This window comes from Janthinobacterium sp. GW822-FHT07A03, from assembly GCF_058798815.1.
Window position 1 is genome coordinate 41,462 of the sequence record NZ_JBXAKW010000016.1, and the last position, 20,387, is coordinate 61,848.

The window sequence follows — 20,387 nt, forward strand, 5'->3', positions numbered from 1 at the left end:
ATCCGCTCTTTACCGAAAATTTCGGATTCGTTGCAGGAGAGATGACGTGCAGCTGTTCTTCACTGACTCACAGTTTATTTGGCACGGGCTGCCTCGCCCGTCGATCCCCTTCCTGTGCGATGAAGAGATGGAACTGGTGTCCGCTCCCAACTCTTACCTGCGGTATATCGCAGCTGTTAACGGACGAACGAGATCCGTAAAAACCTGGCGTACATACGCCAACCATATCTACGAATTTTTCTCGTTTCTCGAGGCCAACGCAATGGATTGGCAGCTAGTGACTCACCCACAAGTGGCCGCGTGGCGTGATGGAATGATTGATCGAGGCTGCTCGCGCAGCACCGTAAATCAACGACTTAATTGCGTGAATGGTTTTTATCGATGGGCGGCACGATCAAATCTCACTCAACGAACTCCTTTTAGCACCGAGGAAATCAGAATCGCAAAGAACAGGGGGGCACTAGCTCATATAGGCGTTTCTGGACATCGATTTGCCGCAAATTCTCTCACGATGCAAAGCTACAGACCGGTTCCCCAGTTCCTACATCTACCTAAAGCAATTGCATTTTTGGAAGCGATTACGCCTCATGGACTAAAGCTGATGGGATATCTCGCGTTGCTGACAGGTATGCGGCGCGAGGAGATCATCGGCCTCAACCTTAAGGTATTACCTAACCCATGCGGCCACGATCCGTCCAGACAGATGCCAATGATCCTTGAATCAGGCATCACTCCAACCAAGGGGATGAAAACAAGAACAGTAATGCTCCCATATGATTTAGCTGTCGCGCTTTGGGACTTTCTCTGTAGCGTTTGGCCGAAACGTAATGCCGAACACATCCGTCGACATGGAAGAGAAAGTTCACGAGTTTTCCTGTCTGAGTATGGGGAAGAGTTTTCAATTCGTTATATGAATAACGCATTTGCAAAGGTCAGCAAAAAAATTCAAATCGAATGCCACCCACATATGCTTCGCCACACCTACGGAACTTATGAATTGCTGCGCATGGCCGAAAAAGTCGGCCAAACGAAGGCTTTACTTTGGGTGCGCGATCGTATGGGCCACAGTTCAATAACAACCACTGAAATCTACATTCACGCTGCAGATCTTGTGCAAAATACTGAAGTCGATGACTATCAAATTGAAGTATTAAGGGAGCTGCGCAATGAAAATTAGCCGCCCGCGAGTCGATCGAAAAATAAAATCTCCGGTTGATGAACTAAAACCAACCGACATGCCGCCAATGTGGACATTTACGATCGACTGCCCGAATTTTGGCCCTATATATTTCGATTTTCAAGAAATGAGAAATTACCAACGCGATGAAATTGCGGGTAGCATTCGAGATGCATTTTGGAGTATGAGGCATGTATCTGAAGGGGCATCATTGCAGAGCTATCTTAACTCGATACGCAAGTTTTGGAATTTTTTAGATGACCTTCGACTCTCTGGAGATGCCATTACGAGACTTGATCAAATTGATCGACGTTGCATTAATGCTTATCTCACGTGGCTCGAACTTCAAACCGTCTCGAACAACCAGAAGAATACTGGAAAAAAACTTTCAACCGGCATGAAGCGGACAGCTTACTCAGCCATCAAAACCATCCTCTTCAATCGAAAACGATTTGATCCTGATGCTGTCAGCCCTTTACTAACGTTCCCAAAAAATCCATTTCCGAACGCGAACCAATCATCTTTAAAAAGACAGCCCTATTCAAACCAAGAACATCGTCGAATATTACAGGCATTAAACAACGACCTCAAGCATATCAATGAAAGCAACGTGCATTCTCTTCCCTCGCTACAAATTCTTGTAGTGTACTTATTGGTCCTGGCCTCTGCCACAGGTGAAAATTTACAACCCCTTCTTGAACTCCGGCGGGACAGTCTAAGAGACCATCCGTTAAAGGATCGAGAACTGTTGTTCACTCAAAAACGACGCGGATGGACCACTTTCGCCACTTCGGTCAGAAAATCTCAGATAACTCCTGAAACGGTAAATGGAACCCATGCCATACCGACGAGCGTAGGTGATCACTTTCGTGCATTGTGCGCGTTCACTTCCCCAATTTCCATGAAAATTGAAGAACGCCATAGTTCATTCGTTTTTTTATGGTCTGTTTCTCGTGGAAAACGTAAAGATAAACTTATCAGGCTCACTCGCCTGGAAGTGAAAACAGGAATCAGAGATTTTTCTAAACGACATTCGCTTCTCGACGATCAAGGAAAACCGTTGGCGTTAAGCTTTGGACGCTTCCGTCCCACGTTCGCCACCGAGCTATACCGCCGAACGCATGACATCCGCAAGGTTTCACAAGCACTAGGACATGCCAGCGTTGAGACGACCGCTCGCTCATATGTCAATCTAACGAGTGATGCGACACGTAACCACTCCTTCGTGGCTGAAGGAATGGTCGCTAAGTTTGTGCGCCTCGAGTCGCATGAAAAGACAGTTTTGGCAGCAGACGGAAGCATTCCAATTACCGAAATAAAAGGCCTATTGACCAGCGGATATAGCACAGGAGTAGCACATTGCCGCAATCCATTTCGCGAAGAGGAATCTGTCTGTAAGAAATTCTTTACCTGCTTCCGATGCCCGAACATGCTCGTCTTCGAAGATGACTTGTGGAGACTGTTTAGTTTTTATTTCCGCTTACTCTCTGAACGCTCGAAGCTAAGACCCGATCACTGGCTTAAAACATACGCGCCAATTTTACGGCGCATTGACGACGAAATTGCGCCGCAGTTCCCATCAGAGAAAGTACTAGAGGCTAGAAATAAAGCACAAACTGATCCCCATCCTGCATGGAAAGGATTCACATAATGAAGTCAGGCCTGCTGAACTTTGCTTCACTTAAAAACCTCAACTATCAGGAGAAGTCTCTCGTTCCGGTGTCAATGCTAAATGGAGACAACGGCCAAGTCCTCGTTGTCAGTCGTTATGGCGATGAGTATTGGGATTTTTACCCGTATATTCCTCAGGAAAACTTGAGTAGTTCCGATAAAATCATAAATTGGTGTATAGGGCTTCCAGACGGCCAGCAGCTTACGTCGCCAAAACATGGGCTACTTTTAGAGTCAACAAAAGATTTCATTTGGTCACTGTTCGCGGATCCGATTGAAGGAAAGAAGCGGCCATCCATGAACACGTTAATCGCAAAGTTCGAACTTCTTCAGCCACTACTGCGTTGGATGGTTTCAAAGGGCTTATCACAGTTCAGCGAACTACAAGACAAGACAATGGACTACGTCCCTGTCGCCCGACTAAGCAGCGTAAATGGCTCGTTTGTCGCAGATTCAACGTTCCATTACCGTCTGCACATCGTCGAATATTTATACCTCCAACGCGAAAAAATACGGGATGGGCTTTATTCTCACCCTTGGCCACACGAGACTGCATTATCTTTAAGTGGAAAAAAAAGATCGGGGGGAAATCGAACACCAACCACTGAATTCATCCCGGATTCAGTAGCCAACAAGTTGGCCCAGTGTGCAATCGAATACGTGACCAACCGCTCATCGCGAATACTTGATGCGGTCCAGACCACTGAACGGGCAGCAACGGCAAAGTCTGAGTGTCACCGCCAAGTACAAACGGATGCGAGAACAGAGGCGGCTCGCATGGAGGGATTCGTTGGAATGTATGACTTAAAAAAACAAGTCATTCATCTTCGCACTGCTTGCTACATTGTGATCGACATGTTCTCTGGGATCCGTGATAGTGAGATGATGTCACTTGAGGTCGACTGCATCAGTCAGACCCGAAGTGCGGACGATACAACTGATATCGTATGGCTTCTCGGGACGATTTACAAAACCGGCGTACGTCCAAAGAAATGGCTTGTCCCTCAAATCGTGATTAGCGCTGTGGAGGTGCTATCGCGCTTAACCGAACAGCTGCGCAAAAAAATGGTTGACGAACAAGCGGAACTTGACTCCATGTTGCGAGACAGTAATCGTCGCAACCTAGACGCAGAATCGCTGAAGCGTCTAAGTAAGCGAGCCCATATCATTCAACATCAGAAGCACAAGTTATTTCTCTCGGTTGCGACAAAATTTTCAAATTCGATATCAGTGCTCTCCGGGCAGCAATTGAACATTGATCTAAAAAAATTTTGCATAGATCACAATATTAAGGACGATAATATACAGCCGTATCCGCTCCACGCACATCAATTCCGCAGGACCTATGCTCGGTTCGTAGCACGCGCCGAATTAGGTGACCTTCTAACACTTCGCGATCATTTTGGGCACTGGAGTCTCGACATGACTATGTATTACGTTGACGGGGCGGCCGACGAATACCGAGCAGACACCGAACTCCTTGAAATGGTCTCACACGAAAAAATCTCTCGACAAAATGGAGTTATACGAACATATCTAACGTCAGAGTTTCCGCTCGCGAACGGTACCCACTGGCTCAACGATTGGCGCTCAAATGTCCGTACATCCGCAAATAAGGAAGCGCTAATTGCAGAGTATGCTGGGACATTAACCTTAAACGGAACAGGACATTCGTGGTGTGTGGGTAATGCCAAGGGGATGGGGTGCGGTGGCCTTTGTGTCTTTGAGGCTCAGCTTTGCGTGGATTGCCACTATGGGATCATTGGCCCCGAACATCGTCCCGTCTGGGCCGGCATTCGTGACCAACAGCAAGAGGCGCTTGCCCTCGACGATATCGGGCCGGGGGGTAAGGCGAGAACCCTCGAGATCCTCGGCTTAGCTGAGAAAGTTCTCAAACGCCTTGATGGAGAAAGTGAAAAATGAGCAAAATGTCTACCCGAACTATCGAAGCTCTAGCATCACAAAAACAGCAATCTATCAAGGATACTCGCGAAAAACTGGAGGCTGCCCTTCATCGCCTGCTGACTGGGATATCCCGTAATCACAATCCTGGAACAAAGATCTCAGCTGCATCAGTGGCTAGTGAAGCGGGAGTTGATAGGGCAACCCTATATCGATTTCACGAACCGGTACTCGCGCAAATTCGAAATTTGAAGACCGCAACTACTGACGGCCGGTCAAATGAGAAAGTCAAAGTAGATCAAGAATCAACTCGACAAACTTCATACCTCAAAATGGTGGAAGACGCGCAGCGGCAGGTTGCCTCGTTAGCGCGAATCAATTACCGTCTCGACGCAAAAATTGAGGAGCTAAGCGAAGCGCTTAGAGTGCGAGATCAAATTATTGCGGATTTGCGTAAGCAAATTGTGAAGAGAGAATCAGAACCACGAATTTTTTCTTTTCCGCCTACGACTCGGCACCCAGAATCGTAGAGCGTTCAAACTGGAAAATCCCGTACTTGGGTGCCGCTGACGGTCTCCAAGGCGAGGAGAAGTCATGCATACAAACGAAACACGAAGCGGTTTGCTGCCGGTTAAGGATTTAGCGAGTCACTGATTTATATATCAAACGCCGTTCCCTGCGGCGGACCTATCCGTCGGCGCCAATGACGGCGTCAGCGACACGTTCACTATTGTCGGCAAAAGAAACAGTGGCCCAGTCGCCGTGGTCAGCGACTGCAACAACGTTCGCTCCTTCTGCAAGTGTGATACCAGGAGTCTGCTGCGCGCGCTCGCGCAGCCAGTTGTATAGCGCTGGCCAAGTCGTCAAATGCCGATCCCGATATGCAGGAACAACCGGTAGCATCGGCTCAGCACGAGGATCAACACCAACTGCTTTGGCCAGTGCTTTTAGGTCTACGCTCAAGCTATCTCCACCTTGCACCCGACGTGCGGCGCGTTCAACGAGATGGACAGATACACCACGATGCGCGCAAGCCAACGCCAGCGTCAGCCCTGAGAGCGAGGCGCCAACAATGACGATCTGCGAGTTGGAGGTATTCATATTCAACTCCATTTCCGAAGAAAACCGGGCAGACGAAGTCTGGACTTCCTCTGCCCTGTATGTCCGCTTACGCGATGCCGGCACCAAGCGCAGGGAAAACGTCGGTGAACAGCAAGGTAATCAGCTGTTGGCCATTAGGCGTCGACCAATCCTGGGCGATTTCCGCCATCAGGGTATTGGTGGCGGTCAACACCACGCCAGCGTCATGCATGCGTTGACGCGAGAACTCCTCAGACAGGTCGCTTGGCGACCCCGACGCATCCATCACAGCCTGTACGTTGAAGCCTTCTTGCGCTGCATCGATGGCTGGGAAGATCAGGCAAACGTCGGTGGTGACGCCGGCCATGATCAGGTTTTTGCGACCGGTAGCCAGCACCGCATTGCGGAATTCAGGATAAGCCCAGGCATTAACGACGCCTGGACGTTTGATGCGCCCTGCGTGTGCTTCGGGCAGGATTTCGGCAATTTCCGGCAGAATCGGGCCTTGTGCACGATCTTCCTGGCTCGACGTGATGATGGTTGGCAGGTTCAGGATTTTCGCCATTTTGGCCAAAGCGATCGATTGCTTGGCAGCAAGTTCCTTGTCGATGTTTTTGATCAGCTGCATGGTGCCTACCTGGTGGTCGATCAGCAGCAGCGCGGTATTTTCAGCGGTAAAACGTTCTACTTTCATGGCAGTTCTCCTAAGTGGTTGGGTGGCGATGTTTACAGATTTCCCAAATCGCCACGGTGGTAGGCGGCGGCTGCCGCATTCAGGCTCTCTCTGGTAGCAAAAGCCATCGGCCCGTTGGAAAGTACGGGTTGATCAAGTGGTTGGCCGATAAACACAGCAATCTGGGCGCCGCCTTCCTTGGCCACTAGTTGGTGGCTGGTCGCGGTGGCGCCTGGCGCCAGGATCGGTGCGCCCAGGTCGTCAAGACCAAATGGCTGGCCATCGAGTTCGGCGTTGCCCGATATCGGCATGAAGAAGGCGCGTTGGCCGGCCGCGACCGGCAGCGTGAAGGCCGCACCGGCATCCAGGAACACATCGAGCAGCGTGACCTCCGTTGGTGGCGTCAACGGCGAGTGATGGTCGCCGTAGCTGCCAAGCGGAACGCGGATGGTTACGCCGGGTTGCTGCGCCACTGGCACATCTTCCGGTGCCAGCGTCAAGGCGAACGGCGCATCGTTCTGCTTATGCTGTGGCAGATTGATGAAGATCTGCAGCAGATGGGTGGTGCGGCCCAGAATTGCCGGGTCTTCCTGATGCACCACTCCGCGCCCGGCCGCCGTCCAGTGCAGACCACCCGGTTTAATCATGACGCTGTTGCCCAGCGAGTCTTGATTGGCGATATCCGTTTCAGAGTCCTGGAACAGATAGGTCACCGCCGAAAAGCCGGCATGGGGATGCGGTGGAAATGTCGGAGCGCTCATCCATGCGTGGTCGATGCCCATGAAGGGATCGAGCTGCGCAGGGTCTGCGCCATGCAGGCGGACAGCACGGAATTGGCTGCCACGGCTGGCTTGTTGCATGCGGGCGATAGTGGTGCTCATAATGGTGCCTTTCTTTTTCGCTGGGAGACTTAGGCGGCCAGCGTTGGATAGTCGATATAGCCCTGGGCTGTCGGCGGTGCAAAGAAGGTATTGCGGTCCGCTTCGTTCAGTGCGGCGCCTTGACGGAAGCGCTCTGGCAGGTCCGGGTTGGCCAGGAAAGCAGCGCCGAAGACGGTAGCGTCAGCCTTGCCTTCTGCGAGAACGCTCTCGGCAAGCTGTTGTGTCAAGCCGCTGCCCATCAGATAGGTGCTGCCGAACAGGGGGCGCAGGATGCTGTGGTAGTCGGTCTGGGTACCGAACAGGGCAACGTGCAGATAGGCCAAGCCTTTGCCGCGCAATTGCTCCACCAGATAACGGTAGGTTTGCTGCGGATCGGCATCGGTAATGCTGTTGTAGTTCATCTCCGGCGAGATCTTGATGCCGACACGATCTGCACCGGCTTCCGCGATCATCGCGTCCAGCGTTTCCAACACAAAGCGTGCACGGTTCTCCACCGAGCCACCATATTGGTCTTGCCGCTGATTGCTGCCGGACGACAGGAATTGCTCAGGCAGGTAGCCGGAGGCGGCATGCAACTCAACACCATCGAAGCCGGCTTCGAGCGCGCGGCGGGTCGCCTGGCGGTAGTCGTCGATCACACCTGCCACTTCGGCGGTCGTCAGGGCGCGTGGCTCGACGAAGTCAACCTGACCGGCGCTGGTCCAGGCCTGGCCGGCTGGTTTGATGGCCGATGGCGCCACGGGTGTTTCGCCATTGAGCAGCGACGGATGGGAAATGCGGCCGGAATGCATCATCTGCATGAAGATGCGGCCACCACGTTCGTGCACGGCATCGGCCACTTTTTTCCAGGCCGCGACCTGTTTAGGCGTCTCGATGCCAGGGGTGTGCACATAGCCTTTGCCCAGTGCGGAAGGGAAGACGCCCTCACTGATGATCAGGCCGGCGCTGGCACGCTGCGCGTAGTAGGTGACGGTCAGGTCGCTGGTGACGCCATTGTCGCCGGCGCGCGAACGGGTCATCGGCGCCATCACCAGGCGGTTGCGAAGATCGTAGCGGCCGATGCGTACTGGAGTGAGAGTATTGCTCATGGTATTTCCTTAAAATGTGCGTTAGATACGTGCTTGGCCGCCATCGGCGATGATGGTCTGACCGGTAACAAATGCGGAGTCGGCGGAGCAGAGGAAGGACACCACGCCGACCAGATCACCTGGTTCAATCATGCGTGGAATCGCCTGCAATTTCGGCAGGTAGTCGAAGATCTCTTCATTGGTGCCGCGCATCGATTTGGTGTTGGTCAGGCCCGGCGAAATCACGTTCACGGTAATGCCATCCTTGCCAACCTCGCTGGCCAAAGCCCGCGTGAAACCAACCACGCCGCCTTTGCTGGCGATGTACGCCGTCATGTCCGGAACATTCAGCCACAGCGAGCTGCTGGCCACGTTGACGATCCGGCCGTGCTTGCGCTCCACCATGCCAGGTACAAACGCCTTGGACATCAGGAAGGCGCCATCGAGATTGACGACGATAACTTTGCGCCACATGTCGTAGTCGGTTTCAGCGAACGATTTCCATGGGTAGATGCCGGCGTTGTTGACCAGGGCGGTCACTGGGGCGAGGTTGGCAGCGACATCCTTGGCAAATTGCAGCGTCGATGCAGGCGAGCTGACGTCAACCACAGCGGAATAGAATTGGCGACCTTCCGCTTCCACCAGGGCGCGGGTGGCGCTGGCGTCACTCATGTCGGCCACGGCGATATCGAAGCCATCGGCGGCCAGCCGTTGCGCATAAGCTTGGCCGATGCCGGTGGCCGCGCCGGTGACTACTGCAGTACCTTTGTTCATGTCCATCTCCTGTTCAAGACGCTCACTTCGCGTCGGTTGCGATTGCGATGGACGTATCTTCAGTTAATTTAACCGTGGGATAAAGAGGGTATAATGGGATTGATTGATCCAAAAATGGCGTAATCAATGGAATTGCTAAACGACATGGCCTTGTTTATCGAGGTCGCGAGTACCTTGAACTTCCGCCGCGCGGCGGAAGTTTCGGGCATACCGAACTCGACTTTGTCGCGGCGTATTGCTGCGTTAGAGAAGCATATCGGCCTGCGGCTGCTACACCGGACCACCCGCAGAGTCGAGCTCACTGAAGCCGGGCAGCTTTACTACGAACGCTGCCGACGCATCGTGGACGAAGCGCGTATCGCTCACGAACAGTTGGGTGAAATGCTGGCGCAGCCGACTGGCGTATTGCGTGCCTCCTTGCCGGTGGACTTCGCCACGATCTACATGGCACCGCTGATCGCCGAGTTCTCGCGGCGGTTTCCGGGCATTACCTTCGAATTTGATTTGACGCCGCGCCGGGTCGATCTCGTCACTGAGCCCTTTGACATCGCTATCCGCATGGGCGAACAATCTGATTCCAACCTGATCGCCCGGCTGCTGGCCCGCTTGTCGGTGCAGCTATACGCGTCACCGCAATATCTTGCACAGAATGGCGTACCTGAGCATCCAACCGACCTGGTGCGGCACGAGTGCCTGGGCTTTCCGAAGTCGGGCCGCTGGACTCTTCACCGCGAAGCGGAGACGATCGAGGTGGATGTCGCCGGCCGCTTCCTGGTCAACAGCGTAGGGATGTTCAGACGGCTGGCCACTCTTGATCTGGGCATTATCATGTTGCCCGAAGAAGTTGCTGCAGAAGAGTTGGCAGCAGGTCGCCTGCAACGTGTGCTACCTGAGTGGCATGGCCAGTCCACGCCGGTGTATGCGATCACCGAAACACGCTTGTTACCAGCAAAAACCCAGCGCTTTATCGAGTTCCTACAGGAGAATTTGCGCCGGTAGTCAGTGATGACACTGGATTACGCCATTTTTGGATCAATCAATCCCATCTCCCCCCATTTATCCCAGATCAGTTTTGACGGATCATGTTGAGGTCGCGCATTTTCAATGGGGGAAAATATGATCTATGCCGTCAAAGAAATCTCGGTAAACCGCTTTCGTGAGCAAAGCGATCCATTGCTAACCCGTGCCCAGGTGTGGGCTGGATTACAGCGCAAGGCACGCAATGGCGTGCCCTTTATTCCTGCGATGACGCGCTGCCAGGTCGTCGAGGACACTGAAGCTGGGCTCATCCGTGACGTCGCAATACACGGCAAAGCCGCACGCGAGCGAGTCACTTTTTATCCGCCGAAGAAAACCGTGTTCACACGTCTTTCGGGCTCGGCGGACGGGGTCATTGTGAATGAAATTCTAGAGGGGCCGGACGGCGAGCTCAAACTCCGGTTTAGTTTTGCGCTGCAACTTGTCGACGTCGATTCCGGCTCTCCTGAGGAGCGCCACTTTAGCAGCCATATGTGCGACGACTATTCTTCTGCCGTCGACGCCGTCTTAGCCGAAATCCGGCGGGAAGTGAAGGCTAGCCGTCTTTAGCTGAGTAAAACTGCCACTTAGCGGTGCGATCTGGAACGTCACCCCTGAGAGTTGAGCACCTTGCTATAGGCCGGCTGGATGGGAGAGTTACCTTCACGACGGCGTAAGCAGGTGCGCGAATTTTCCTACTGTGATTCAGAGCAGCATTCGGTTCCTCTAATGGGTTTTCCAACCCTATACAGATAACAGTCTCAGGGATGCAAAGTAATTCGACCGATGCAGTCAAATGTATTTTTCGGCGTCGCTTGCCCGCCTTCGGAACAGCGTGCCGTCTCGGAAGCACTGCTTCTTGTAGTGAGTTTTCCTTGGCCGACACAATTGCCGAGGAAACGGAACAAGGAATTTTTCGCGGCGCCCGTCGACCTTGTGGTGCGGTCAGGAAGGCGCCGAGCTGCTGAAGCAGGTGGGCCAGCAGATGGTGATGGCCGTTGCCAGCCCCGCGCGGCACGCGCCGACGACGACGGGGAGTCTGGCGGCTATCCGGTCCATATCTTGCTCGTGGTTGACGGTTGTCGTGGCGGTCGTTAAGCTCGTGGCAAATAGGCCAAGGGAAAATTCATGTTCAAGTTCGTACACGATGCACAGAGTAGAACAGTCTACCGCTATCCGGCCGTGCCTAATATCAGGGAAACGACTGGCGGGCGTGGGCGCGTGAAAAAGCGAACTGGATGGGACGTCGACATGTGGATCGACATCACCCGTGCGGACAATCGTCTCGTCCTCAACCAGTGGGAACATAAGATCGGGGAGGTTCCAACGCAGTCGTTCGATGCTCGCTATGACCGCGAACAGGCCATCTCCTATTTTCTAATGCATCACGCTCCGCGTGGGGCCGAGATCACGGAGTCCGAGTATGAGCGGCTGCAAGCCGAATATGAGGCAGAAGCTCGATCGCGCCCATAGTGCGCGTAGCCTAGTTACCGAGCCGCCCACGGGGCGGCTTTGGCGCTAACAGCGTCGGCATGGTGTCGACCAGAGAGAAGGATGACGATGGATATTTTATATATTGGTGGAGCCGCGGACGCCAGCACAATGGACTTACCTGGGAACGTTATGTCGGTCCGACATTCCTTTAAGCTAGTCGGTGATTTTCCATCGGACGCGTTGCATCATCACGACTACAACCGCGAGATCTACTTACTCGAGCAGAACGGCGAGCAGCCCGAAGAAGGGGTTCAGCTGATGGTGTGGGAGAAGCTTCCAAAGGCTGCCGTCCCTGTGCTAATTGAGGCGCGTTTGGGACGCAAGGTAGTGGTCGATTGCCCCGAGGCGAGCTGAGAGCAGATATGACCAACACCACACAGCGCCAAATGCGCCAAGGGATCGTCGTCGATGGCGGTCTGCGCGACGTCACCTCGGTGACGTCCTGGTATCGAGGTGGCCATTTCAAATCAACCGAAGCAGCGTCGGGTGCGTTCGAATTGGCATACCAGCAGGCCATGGACGGAATGGGGAAAAGTATCTCTGCCTGGATGGGAATGACCGAATCCGAGTTCGATGTGTGGATGCGGCATAAGACCCTTCCGCCGATGAAGTAGGTTTCATGGAGGTACGCCAGCCAGGGTTGCGGTGAGAGCCGCGCTAGTTGAGATCGCCTGGAGCTGAGCAAAATTAGAAGGGAAAGTGGGAAATGAGCGAAGCATGGGCAGGATGGGGGGGTGTAGTGGTCAACCCATCCCGGACACTACGTCAAGTTTTTCTTCGGTGACGGCCGGCGCCAATCCCTCATTGAATTGATGTGGCCGTATCCAGTTATACCGGTGCATCAGGTAGTGGCTGATGTCCCGTTGTGCTTCTTGTGCCGTCATGTAACCTGTTGACGGCAGCCACTCCGTTTTGAAGCTGCGGAACAGCCTTTCCATCGGGGAGTTATCCCAACAATTTCCCCGACGGCTCATACTCTGTCGTATCCGATAGCGCCACAAGCGCTGACGGAATTTTCGACTGGCGTACTGGCTACCCTGATCCGAATGAAAAAGTAGTCCCTGAGGTCGCCCTCGCTGCTCGTAAGCCATTTCCAGCGCTTGCACAACAAGGTCAGCGTCGGGCCGTAGCGAGAATGCCCAGCCCACCGCGCGGCGCGCGAACAAGTCCAACACCACGGCCAAGTAATACCATCGGCCTTGCGCCCAGACATAGGTGATGTCCCCGCACCAGACCTGATTTGGCGCCTCCACTGTAAATTCACGATTGAGGTGGTTCGGAATATCGACCCGCTCCACAGAGGCCTGCTTATAGGCATGGCTGCCAGGCTGCTTGCAGACCAGGCTCAATTCCTCCATCAAACGACTGACTTTGAAGCGGCCAATTGCAGTGCCTTCCTCGCGCATCATGCCCATGATGCTGCGACTTCCCGCCGAACTACGACTCTCGACGAACAGCGCGTGCACACGGCTACGCAATGCCATGCGCTCAACATCAATGTGGCGGGCGCGCTCCCGATATGCATACAGGCATGACCGTGCTACGTCGAACACCGCGCAGATCAACTCGATCGATTCGTCACCACAAATCTGATCGATTACCTCGTACGTTCGATCCCTTCCGACATCAAGAGCGCGGTAGCCTTTTTTAAAATGGACTTCTCCCGCTCGAGACGCTCAATGGGCGCTTCGAGTTCCTGTATTCGCTGCTGATCAGGCGTCATTGCCTTACTCTGTGGCGTGATGCCTTGCCGCTCTAACTGAAGCTGCTGCACCCAGCGGCGCAGCACTGATTCGCCGATGCCGACCGACCGGCTTGGCGAGCCGTTCCGCCGTGCGCAGTCGAGACTCCTCCGCGTTACACCCAGATTTCAGAATTTTGTGGAACGTCTCGATTTTCCAGCGCATGGCATACCAATCAAGTTTTTCAATTGCCTCGCGCCGGGATGCGACCGGCAAGTCGGTGATTAACTTCTACTCGATGGGCTTCCGATTCACTGGCGTATCTCGTTCGCGCGCATGGATCACCCTCAAAGAGAGAGCTGGATATGCCTGCTTGTCCAAGACCGACTTCGGACGCTGGACCGTGAGACGCAGACATTGGTCAGGATTGACTAACTCCCACCCGGAGCCGACTACTTCGCCAGCATTAATGAGCTTCTTTTCGGATTGCTCGCTCTTGGAGCGTACTCGAGATATCGAATACTGTGGGCCCTCCTTGAAACCGACGGCCTGGCCCAAGCGCGGGCCAAAGTAAACTATACGTACACTTGGAGGCGTTAGATAGGCCTGTGATTCAGGATCCCTCTTTTTGATCGAGTAATGTGAACGTTGTCGGCCCAAGCGTATTCGATTAGGCGGCGAAAGAGCTGAACGACAGGTATTGAGCCCCGGACGGATATTGAAACGGCCAGGATCCAAATTTCCTTGCCATCACGTACCTGGGAAAGTTTGAGCTGTTCACGCACGCCATTCAGGGCGGCATCACCCAACCACGCACCTTATTGCCGTATTTGTGGTCGAAGCCACGCCAAATACGCATCAACTCGGGTATCAAAACCGGCGGTGCATGCTTGGTCGCCACCTGACGTAATTGCCGCAAGCAGTAGCGACTGCGCGTTCTCAAGAAAACCAGGGCCACCGGAGTCCCCCATGCAGGTACTTGTACCGGGAGTCGAAAACGAGATTGCCAGGTCATCATAATCCGAAATCGCCCAAGACGCTTCGCGCTTGATTCCAATGCCGACTTTCTCATTGTCGATAACGTTGTATCCGAACCCCACAAAGATTAATTTATTGCTGCCTGTCTTGATTTGACTCCACGAGGGCTTCCCCTCATGAAGTGCTGCCGGCTTAATTTGTGCGCTAGTTATGGCGTTCTTGAGGTACAGAACGGCGATGTCATGACGGAGTGTTTGACGGTCAAACACCATTTCGCCCACGTTTGGATAAATGGCTTCGGCTATTTCAATCGGTTGAAACAGCGGTTGAGTGTACACCGCACCGAACACGGCAGTCACCTTTCCTGCAGCCAGCCGTTCCTTAGTCATATGCCCTTCGACGCAATGAGCAGCTGTCACCAAAGTGCGTGCAGAAATCATGGTGGCCGTGCAGTGAGGAAGACCATTAAGCAGGATGACAGCGACGTTCTTGTATGCTTCGGTTTGGCGGCCACCAACAATGAAGCCCGTCTGACGGCCACCGAATAGTAGCGGCGCGGCCTCTACTGAAACGGAGAGAACCGCTGAGGCCTTTGCCTGATCACTACAGCAGCCTCCTCTATTGCGGGCATTGGCTGAGATAGTCGTGCGAAGGAAGTAGTCCTGGCCCGGTCGACTAAGGATAACTGGATATGGACTATCATCTGGCGACAGGTTTACCACTTTTCCATCTGGACCGGTGAGCTGACTGATCTGCGCTGCGCCATCTTGTTCCCGCGAGATCTTCACAAAATACGGAACATTTGGCCTACCCCCTTCAAAGCGAATTTTGACTAACGCACTTGCAACTGAATCGACTGCGGCTTCAGTGTCATGGCCACTAAATCCTATTCGACGACCAGCAATACAAGTCCCTGTCCTGTAGTGCCCACCATTCGCACGAGCTGTTGTATCCAGGCGATAACTAAGAGAAGTTGCCGTGGATGATCCCAGTTGTTCAACGATAGCTTTTCCGATTGCGCTGCTGCGTGTGCCGTATTTTTCGCAGCTGGTAATATCTTCTCGCCCTGACGCACGAACATCCGCTGTCAAATTTCCCTTCTCGATTATCGGATCACCCACACCCGGCTTCGCTGTGACAGAACTGTCGCCCACGAGCGTAAGCACGACGTCACTTGCAATACCTAATATCGGCATCATCGACAATCCAATGATCAGTGCAGCTGAGACTAGGTTCATCTTGAATCCTCTCGATACTCCCGCTATTTGCAGTTCTTTGGATCTGCCATACACAGGACAAGTCGCTGCTGCTGCACGATCAGATCTGATTCGGCTTTTGCCTCTGCAGCTTTCTGCGCAGTGGTTTCGCCCCCGGCAATTGTGACGAGTGAACTCATTCCGCCCATGGCTTGAGCAGCACCACTATTGCTGATGTACTGAACGCTTGTAAGCGCACCGGAATCTGAAAATGCGGCGCCGAAGACCTGTTTTCCAAAAGGCGTCGGAGCCGGAATGGGCAACGTGTAGTCCACGCCGAATTGGGCAACTGTGACTCGACCCTCCCACAGCGGCGGCGAACTGCAGCCGCCATGCATTCTTACTTTTACCGCCACCTCGGCCCACCCCGGCTGCCGAGCTTTTAGTCCTGCAAGCCCTTGCGTGCCCTTATTCACAGGCGCGGCCGGCGCTCCTTTGGCGCCTACTACTGCGCAAACTTGACCGATTGCTGGCTCAACGGCAGCTGCGTAGAAGGCGCTGCCAGGGTCTGGTCTGATGGCCTGGCTGTCCTTTCCTTTCGTCAAATCGATGGAATCGTCATATCCGATGCTAATCGGCTTCCCACCACCATGTTCCTTGATAAAAGCGCATTCCTTTGGAAATCCACTTGCCACATCTGAGGGAGAAAACGCGATCAGTGCACCGGCCAGTGTGGTTGCTGCCTTTAGTGCCGCGTCACCTTGACCAGTCATTGATGCATTTATCGCCTTCAGTCGACCGTCGTCGAAAAGTTCGAATTTGACGTCTGAATCGACAAACGTTCCGCGTATCGTCGAGAGCGCGAATTCATTTGCCTGATTCGGATCTGCCCAGTGAGTGACCGTGGGCGTGACGGTATTGGCGACAATGGGGAAATTTTTGGCATCACAAATTACTGTTCGAACCACCTTAAAGGAGACCTTGCTTTGAGCATGGTAGTAGGAGACTGTTGCGTTCGGTATGCTGCCGCATCCTACAAGTGCTAAGACAACAGTGCATACGGCCGCACGGTTCAGATGACGAAAGGACTTCAAACAAGTATGCGGACAATTGGCCTTCTGCGAAGTGCGGTCCATGTTTGCTCCATTTTTGGCGAGACTTGCGATATGTTGGAATTCGGATTCGGCACAACAGTTGTAGGAATGCTCTGACACTCTAGGCCTCAATTTCTGCCGGAAATACACGCATTGTCACAGTGCCTAAAAAACAACAGAACGGGATTTTTGCGTAGTGGGCTTTGTGAGTCACAAGCGCCTAAAGGCGCAGCAATCAAAAAAATAGGGGGCGTGGAGCCTTTAGAGGGGCACTTAGGAGAGCTTTCTTCCAAACCTGAGGTTCTCGCCGGTAACGATCAACTCAAACTTGATGCTTCCCCACCATCATTACCAGTCAGTTGCCTGTCGAACACTGGCATGCCTGGATCGGCGACGCCACCATCGCCGACGCGATCCTGGACCGCATCATGCAGCGCAAGGCGCCGTTGACACTGCCGTGCTGCACCTAGTGTTGCAGCGGCTGCTGCCATGATCGGCCTACCGGCCCACACCAAGATCTGGATCGTCGCCGGCATCACCGACATGCGCTGCGGCTTCAACGGCCTGGCGGCCAAGGTCGAGACGGCGCTACAGGCCGATCCGTTCAATGGCCATGTGTTTGTATTTCGTGGCCGGCGCGGCGATATCATCAAACTGCTGTGGTGGACTGGCGACGGCCTTTGCTTGCTGTCCAAGCGGCTTGAGCGGGGCCGTTTCATATGGCCGCAGGCCAGCAGTGGCACGGTCACGCTGACGCAGGCCCAACTGTCGATGCTGCTCGAAGGCATCGATTGGCGCCAGCCGGTGAGCACCTGGCAACCACAATCGGCCTTGTAAACGTCGGCGCCCTCGCGTAAACTTGGCCCATGCTCAATTCAGCCGACTTGCCCAACGACATCGATGCCCTAAAGGCGTTGCTGTTGGCGGTCGAGCAGACGGTGCGTGAGCGCGACACCGTCATCGCGGCGCACGACGAACTGGTGTCAGGACTGCGCGCGCAACTGACGACGACCGAGGTCGAGATCGAGCATCTGAAACTGATGATCGCCAAGCTGCGTCGCATGCAATTCGGTCGCAAATCCGAGAAGCTGGACCATCAGATCGAACAGCTAGAACTACAACTGGAAGACCTGCAAGCGACCGAGGGTGAGGCTGAGCGCGAGCGCCCGCCAGCAGACAAGGCACCGCGCACCAAGTCGGCGCGCAAACCGCTGCCGGAGCACCTGCCGCTCGACGAACGCGTGTACAAGCCACAGCCCGAAGTCTGCCCAACATGCGATGGCGCACTGTGCCAGTTGGGCGAGGACGTCGCCGAGCAATTGGAGTGGATACCAGGCAGCTTCCGAGTGATACGCCACGTGCGTCCGAAACTGGCCTGCAAGTGCTGCGACACCATCGTGCAGGCACCCGCGCCAAGCCGACCGATTGCACGCGGCATCGCCGGGCCGGGGTTGCTGGCACATGTGCTGGTGGCCAAGTTTGCCGACCATCTCCCGCTGTACCGGCAGTCGGTGATCTATGCCCGCGAAGGGGTTGAACTGGAGCGAGTGCTGCTGGCGAACTGGGTTGGTGCCGCCAGCGCCTTGTTGCGCCCGCTGGTGGACGCGATCCGGCGCCATGTGCTCGCTGGCGCCAAGCTGCACGCGACGACACGCCAATTCCGGTGCTGGCGCCGGGCAATGGCAAGACGAAAACAGCGCGGCTGTGGACCTACGTGCGTGACGATAGCGCCTCCGGCGACACCACGCCGGCGGCGGTCTGGTTTGCCTACACGCCGGACCGCAAAGGCATCCATCCGCAAACTCACCTGGCCAACTTCAAGGGCGTGCTGCAGGCCGATGCGTATGCCGGTTTCAATGCACTCTATGTCGACGGCACCAGACAGGAAGCGGCATGCTGGGCGCATGCGCGCCGCAAGTTCCACGATCTGCATGCAGCCAGACCGTCGGCCATCACGACCGAGGCCCTGCGCCGGATCGCCGAGCTGTATGTGATCGAGGCCGAGATACGCGGCAAACCTCCGCATGAACGACAGCAGGTGCGCGAGCAACGATCACGGCCATTGCTCGACGACTTCGGCAGTTGGCTACGCGCTACGCTTGAAAAGCTGTCGCGCATGTCGGACACGGCGGCGGCGATCCAGTACGCGCTCAATCTGTGGCCGGCATTGCTGCGATACTGCGACAACGGCATCATCGAGATCTACAACTCGGCGGCCGAGCGGGCGCTGCGCGGCGTTGCCATCGGCCGGCGCAACTACCTGTTCGCTGGCGCCGACAGCGGTGGCGAGCATGCCGCCGCCGTCTACTCGCTGATCGGCACGGCCAAGCTGGGCGGTGTTGACCCCGAAGCGTGGCTGCGCCATGTGATGACCCACATCGCCGATCATCCGGTCAATCGGGTCGACGACTTCCTGCCCTGGAACTGCTTCGCGCAGCTCCCTTCGGCTTAAACAACACGCCGCTTCCCAGCGGTGTGATGCCATCATCTTCTAATTCATTGTCGGGTTCAAGACGGCGCTGGCTTTACGCTTACTCCGGAAACACGTACTGGCGGCCACAAAACTGCACGCCGACGACACGCCGGTACGAGTGCTCTCGCCCGGCAACGGCAAGACAAAAACCGACCGACTGAGGATGTATGTGCGCGACAACCGGCCCGCTGCAGATACGGCCCCGCCGGCAGTGTGGTTCCCCTACTCGCCGGATCGCAAGGGGATCCATCCGCAGACCCATCTGGCCAGGTTTGAAGGGGCCTTGCAGGCCGACGCGTACGCCGGCTTCAATGCACTGTTTGAAGACGGCTTTGCGTCCGTTGAGATCTGGTCTGGAGGTCCGGCGTGCACCACGGTTTTTGGCCTTCCCATACCTGCCACGTGTTGAAGGGCGTTGGCCCGGTTGAATTATTGTGTCCATAATCGAAATTTATGGACACAACCGATTTGTGTCTCAACCTCGAATCATGCTGGTACGGGCAGCTCTCGTAAAGACGGCGCTGCCTTGACGCTTACTAGAAAACTCCCGGGGCAGTTTGAAGAAGGAGCTAGTGAACCATCAACGCTCCCACTTCCGAGCCGATGCACGAGCCATAATCCATGATCAAATCAAAAGCCTTTATGACCGCCAAGGAGCCACTCGCACCTCGGTATTGTTTCGCTATTAACATTAAATCTATAAATGCCAGCAGGCCCAAGCCGACGGACTCACTGGGCAAAGACTGAAGTCAATTTTCGATCAGTAAAAATTGTCTGTAACGTGGCTGATTTAATTCGAACATCTGTGCGGCGATTGAGAATTTCAATGGACACTTCTATGTAGTAGGTACGAAGATACTTATATAGAAGAGTGTCACTGACTTCAAATTCACTCAGTGAGGAACGACCGAGCAATAGGTGAGCGACCAGCGCTAACGGTCCTGCTAAATATTGCCCAGATTCACTAGTTTGCACCTCTAACACCTGTTCTAAACTTTCTGCCACGCAGTTTAGCCAGTGATCGGACAAGTGACATGGCAGAGCAGCCGACGGCCCTTTGTCGAGGACCTCGCTCTTTAATGCATCTAACCTCATAACAGGAGGGAGTGGATGTTCCATTGGGCTACCTCGTATTGGATATAAGTTCAGATTGATCTTGCCCCCGTATAACCAGACACAGCCAATCGTTTAGTTAGCGCCGCTTTCCTGAGCCCGGCGCGCCAGCTCT

General features: G+C 54.4%; 18 protein-coding genes and 4 pseudogenes. 13 read left to right on the forward strand and 9 right to left on the reverse strand.

Annotated features, from left to right (window positions below):
- Nucleotides 1-46 precede the first annotated feature (46 nt).
- Genes AC1RJW_RS28510 through AC1RJW_RS28525 form a run of 4 tightly spaced genes read left to right on the forward strand, consistent with a single transcriptional unit; the run spans nt 47 to nt 5,280 of the window.
- Complete coding sequence (locus AC1RJW_RS28510) at nt 47-1,177, forward strand: tyrosine-type recombinase/integrase (protein ID WP_493047915.1); 1,131 nt, start codon at nt 47-49, stop codon at nt 1,175-1,177.
- Nucleotides 1,167-2,828: a tyrosine-type recombinase/integrase gene (locus AC1RJW_RS28515; protein WP_493047916.1), complete on the forward strand. Its 1,662-nt coding sequence runs from the start codon at nt 1,167-1,169 to the stop codon at nt 2,826-2,828. Before AC1RJW_RS28510 ends, AC1RJW_RS28515 begins: the two co-directional genes overlap by 11 nt.
- Nucleotides 2,828-4,771, forward strand: a complete 1,944-nt coding sequence (locus AC1RJW_RS28520; protein WP_493047917.1) for a site-specific integrase — start codon at nt 2,828-2,830, stop codon at nt 4,769-4,771. The genes AC1RJW_RS28515 and AC1RJW_RS28520 overlap by 1 nt, the downstream gene beginning before the upstream one ends.
- The gene (locus AC1RJW_RS28525; protein ID WP_493047918.1) at nt 4,768-5,280 is read left to right on the forward strand and encodes a TetR family transcriptional regulator; all 513 of its coding nucleotides are present in this window, start codon (nt 4,768-4,770) and stop codon (nt 5,278-5,280) included. The genes AC1RJW_RS28520 and AC1RJW_RS28525 overlap by 4 nt, the downstream gene beginning before the upstream one ends.
- Before the next feature lie 157 nt (nt 5,281-5,437).
- On the opposite strand, the gene AC1RJW_RS28530 is transcribed toward AC1RJW_RS28525, so the two are convergent.
- The 5 genes from AC1RJW_RS28530 to AC1RJW_RS28550 form a co-directional block, all read right to left on the reverse strand.
- A complete protein-coding gene (locus AC1RJW_RS28530) occupies nt 5,438-5,851 on the reverse strand; it encodes an FAD-dependent oxidoreductase (protein ID WP_493047919.1) in 414 nt (137 codons plus the stop codon).
- A gap of 67 nt (nt 5,852-5,918) precedes the next feature.
- On the reverse strand, nt 5,919-6,524 hold the full coding sequence (locus AC1RJW_RS28535; RefSeq protein WP_493047920.1) for an isochorismatase family protein: 606 nt from the start codon (nt 6,522-6,524) through the stop codon (nt 5,919-5,921).
- A 32-nt stretch (nt 6,525-6,556) separates the two neighbouring features.
- Entirely contained in the window at nt 6,557-7,384 is an 828-nt protein-coding gene (locus tag AC1RJW_RS28540) for a pirin family protein (protein WP_493047921.1), read from the reverse strand.
- Between the two features lie 29 nt (nt 7,385-7,413).
- Nucleotides 7,414-8,472 (reverse strand): alkene reductase, encoded by a 1,059-nt coding sequence (locus tag AC1RJW_RS28545; protein ID WP_493047922.1) that lies wholly within the window; start codon nt 8,470-8,472, stop codon nt 7,414-7,416.
- Between the two features lie 21 nt (nt 8,473-8,493).
- Entirely contained in the window at nt 8,494-9,225 is a 732-nt protein-coding gene (locus tag AC1RJW_RS28550) for an SDR family NAD(P)-dependent oxidoreductase (RefSeq protein ID WP_493047923.1), read from the reverse strand.
- Between the two features lie 126 nt (nt 9,226-9,351).
- Here AC1RJW_RS28550 and AC1RJW_RS28555 point away from each other — a divergent pair, with 126 nt between their 5' ends.
- The 5 genes from AC1RJW_RS28555 (at nt 9,352) to AC1RJW_RS28575 (ending at nt 12,350) form a co-directional block, all read left to right on the forward strand.
- Entirely contained in the window at nt 9,352-10,224 is an 873-nt protein-coding gene (locus AC1RJW_RS28555; protein WP_493047924.1) for a LysR family transcriptional regulator, read from the forward strand.
- 117 nt (nt 10,225-10,341) lie between these two features.
- Entirely contained in the window at nt 10,342-10,812 is a 471-nt protein-coding gene (locus AC1RJW_RS28560; RefSeq protein ID WP_493047925.1) for an SRPBCC family protein, read from the forward strand.
- A gap of 558 nt (nt 10,813-11,370) precedes the next feature.
- A complete protein-coding gene (locus AC1RJW_RS28565; RefSeq protein WP_493047926.1) occupies nt 11,371-11,715 on the forward strand; it encodes a hypothetical protein in 345 nt (114 codons plus the stop codon).
- A gap of 87 nt (nt 11,716-11,802) precedes the next feature.
- Nucleotides 11,803-12,090: a hypothetical protein gene (locus AC1RJW_RS28570; RefSeq protein ID WP_493047927.1), complete on the forward strand. Its 288-nt coding sequence runs from the start codon at nt 11,803-11,805 to the stop codon at nt 12,088-12,090.
- 8 nt (nt 12,091-12,098) lie between these two features.
- Nucleotides 12,099-12,350: a hypothetical protein gene (locus tag AC1RJW_RS28575; protein WP_493047928.1), complete on the forward strand. Its 252-nt coding sequence runs from the start codon at nt 12,099-12,101 to the stop codon at nt 12,348-12,350.
- A gap of 129 nt (nt 12,351-12,479) precedes the next feature.
- Here the strand turns inward: AC1RJW_RS28575 and AC1RJW_RS28580 are convergent.
- The 3 genes and pseudogenes from AC1RJW_RS28580 to AC1RJW_RS28590 form a co-directional block, all read right to left on the reverse strand.
- A pseudogene (locus AC1RJW_RS28580) lies at nt 12,480-13,552 on the reverse strand (IS3 family transposase); the annotation flags it as partial.
- Nucleotides 13,553-14,236: 684 nt separating this feature from the next.
- Entirely contained in the window at nt 14,237-15,634 is a 1,398-nt protein-coding gene (locus AC1RJW_RS28585) for a S1 family peptidase (RefSeq protein ID WP_493047929.1), read from the reverse strand.
- A gap of 23 nt (nt 15,635-15,657) precedes the next feature.
- A complete protein-coding gene (locus AC1RJW_RS28590) occupies nt 15,658-16,728 on the reverse strand; it encodes a hypothetical protein (RefSeq protein ID WP_493047930.1) in 1,071 nt (356 codons plus the stop codon).
- 299 nt (nt 16,729-17,027) lie between these two features.
- Between AC1RJW_RS28590 and AC1RJW_RS28595 the strand changes: the two are divergent.
- From AC1RJW_RS28595 to AC1RJW_RS28610, 4 genes and pseudogenes are all read left to right on the forward strand, one after another.
- Nucleotides 17,028-17,156, forward strand: a pseudogene (locus tag AC1RJW_RS28595) (ATP-binding protein); the annotation flags it as partial.
- 19 nt (nt 17,157-17,175) lie between these two features.
- Complete coding sequence (tnpB, locus tag AC1RJW_RS28600; RefSeq protein ID WP_493047931.1) at nt 17,176-17,523, forward strand: IS66 family insertion sequence element accessory protein TnpB; 348 nt, start codon at nt 17,176-17,178, stop codon at nt 17,521-17,523.
- A gap of 29 nt (nt 17,524-17,552) precedes the next feature.
- A pseudogene (gene tnpC / locus AC1RJW_RS28605) lies at nt 17,553-19,138 on the forward strand (IS66 family transposase).
- An 82-nt stretch (nt 19,139-19,220) separates the two neighbouring features.
- Nucleotides 19,221-19,490 (forward strand): annotated as a pseudogene (locus AC1RJW_RS28610) (IS66 family transposase); the annotation flags it as partial.
- A 398-nt stretch (nt 19,491-19,888) separates the two neighbouring features.
- Here AC1RJW_RS28610 and AC1RJW_RS28615 read toward each other — a convergent pair.
- Complete coding sequence (locus tag AC1RJW_RS28615) at nt 19,889-20,278, reverse strand: hypothetical protein (protein ID WP_493047932.1); 390 nt, start codon at nt 20,276-20,278, stop codon at nt 19,889-19,891.
- Nucleotides 20,279-20,387 lie beyond the last annotated feature (109 nt).

Coding starts and splice junctions, on each gene's coding strand:
- AC1RJW_RS28565 (WP_493047926.1), top strand. CDS start 11,371: ATGTTCAAGTTCGTACACGATGCACAGAGTAGAACAGTCTACCGCTAT.
- AC1RJW_RS28585 (WP_493047929.1), bottom strand. CDS start 15,634: ATGAACCTAGTCTCAGCTGCACTGATCATTGGATTGTCGATGATGCCG.
- AC1RJW_RS28590 (WP_493047930.1), bottom strand. CDS start 16,728: ATGGACCGCACTTCGCAGAAGGCCAATTGTCCGCATACTTGTTTGAAG.
- AC1RJW_RS28575 (WP_493047928.1), top strand. CDS start 12,099: ATGACCAACACCACACAGCGCCAAATGCGCCAAGGGATCGTCGTCGAT.
- AC1RJW_RS28560 (WP_493047925.1), top strand. CDS start 10,342: ATGATCTATGCCGTCAAAGAAATCTCGGTAAACCGCTTTCGTGAGCAA.
- AC1RJW_RS28555 (WP_493047924.1), top strand. CDS start 9,352: ATGGAATTGCTAAACGACATGGCCTTGTTTATCGAGGTCGCGAGTACC.
- AC1RJW_RS28515 (WP_493047916.1), top strand. CDS start 1,167: ATGAAAATTAGCCGCCCGCGAGTCGATCGAAAAATAAAATCTCCGGTT.
- tnpB (WP_493047931.1), top strand. CDS start 17,176: ATGATCGGCCTACCGGCCCACACCAAGATCTGGATCGTCGCCGGCATC.
- AC1RJW_RS28550 (WP_493047923.1), bottom strand. CDS start 9,225: ATGAACAAAGGTACTGCAGTAGTCACCGGCGCGGCCACCGGCATCGGC.
- AC1RJW_RS28520 (WP_493047917.1), top strand. CDS start 2,828: ATGAAGTCAGGCCTGCTGAACTTTGCTTCACTTAAAAACCTCAACTAT.
- AC1RJW_RS28540 (WP_493047921.1), bottom strand. CDS start 7,384: ATGAGCACCACTATCGCCCGCATGCAACAAGCCAGCCGTGGCAGCCAA.
- AC1RJW_RS28615 (WP_493047932.1), bottom strand. CDS start 20,278: ATGGAACATCCACTCCCTCCTGTTATGAGGTTAGATGCATTAAAGAGC.
- AC1RJW_RS28530 (WP_493047919.1), bottom strand. CDS start 5,851: ATGAATACCTCCAACTCGCAGATCGTCATTGTTGGCGCCTCGCTCTCA.
- AC1RJW_RS28535 (WP_493047920.1), bottom strand. CDS start 6,524: ATGAAAGTAGAACGTTTTACCGCTGAAAATACCGCGCTGCTGCTGATC.
- AC1RJW_RS28545 (WP_493047922.1), bottom strand. CDS start 8,472: ATGAGCAATACTCTCACTCCAGTACGCATCGGCCGCTACGATCTTCGC.
- AC1RJW_RS28570 (WP_493047927.1), top strand. CDS start 11,803: ATGGATATTTTATATATTGGTGGAGCCGCGGACGCCAGCACAATGGAC.
- AC1RJW_RS28525 (WP_493047918.1), top strand. CDS start 4,768: ATGAGCAAAATGTCTACCCGAACTATCGAAGCTCTAGCATCACAAAAA.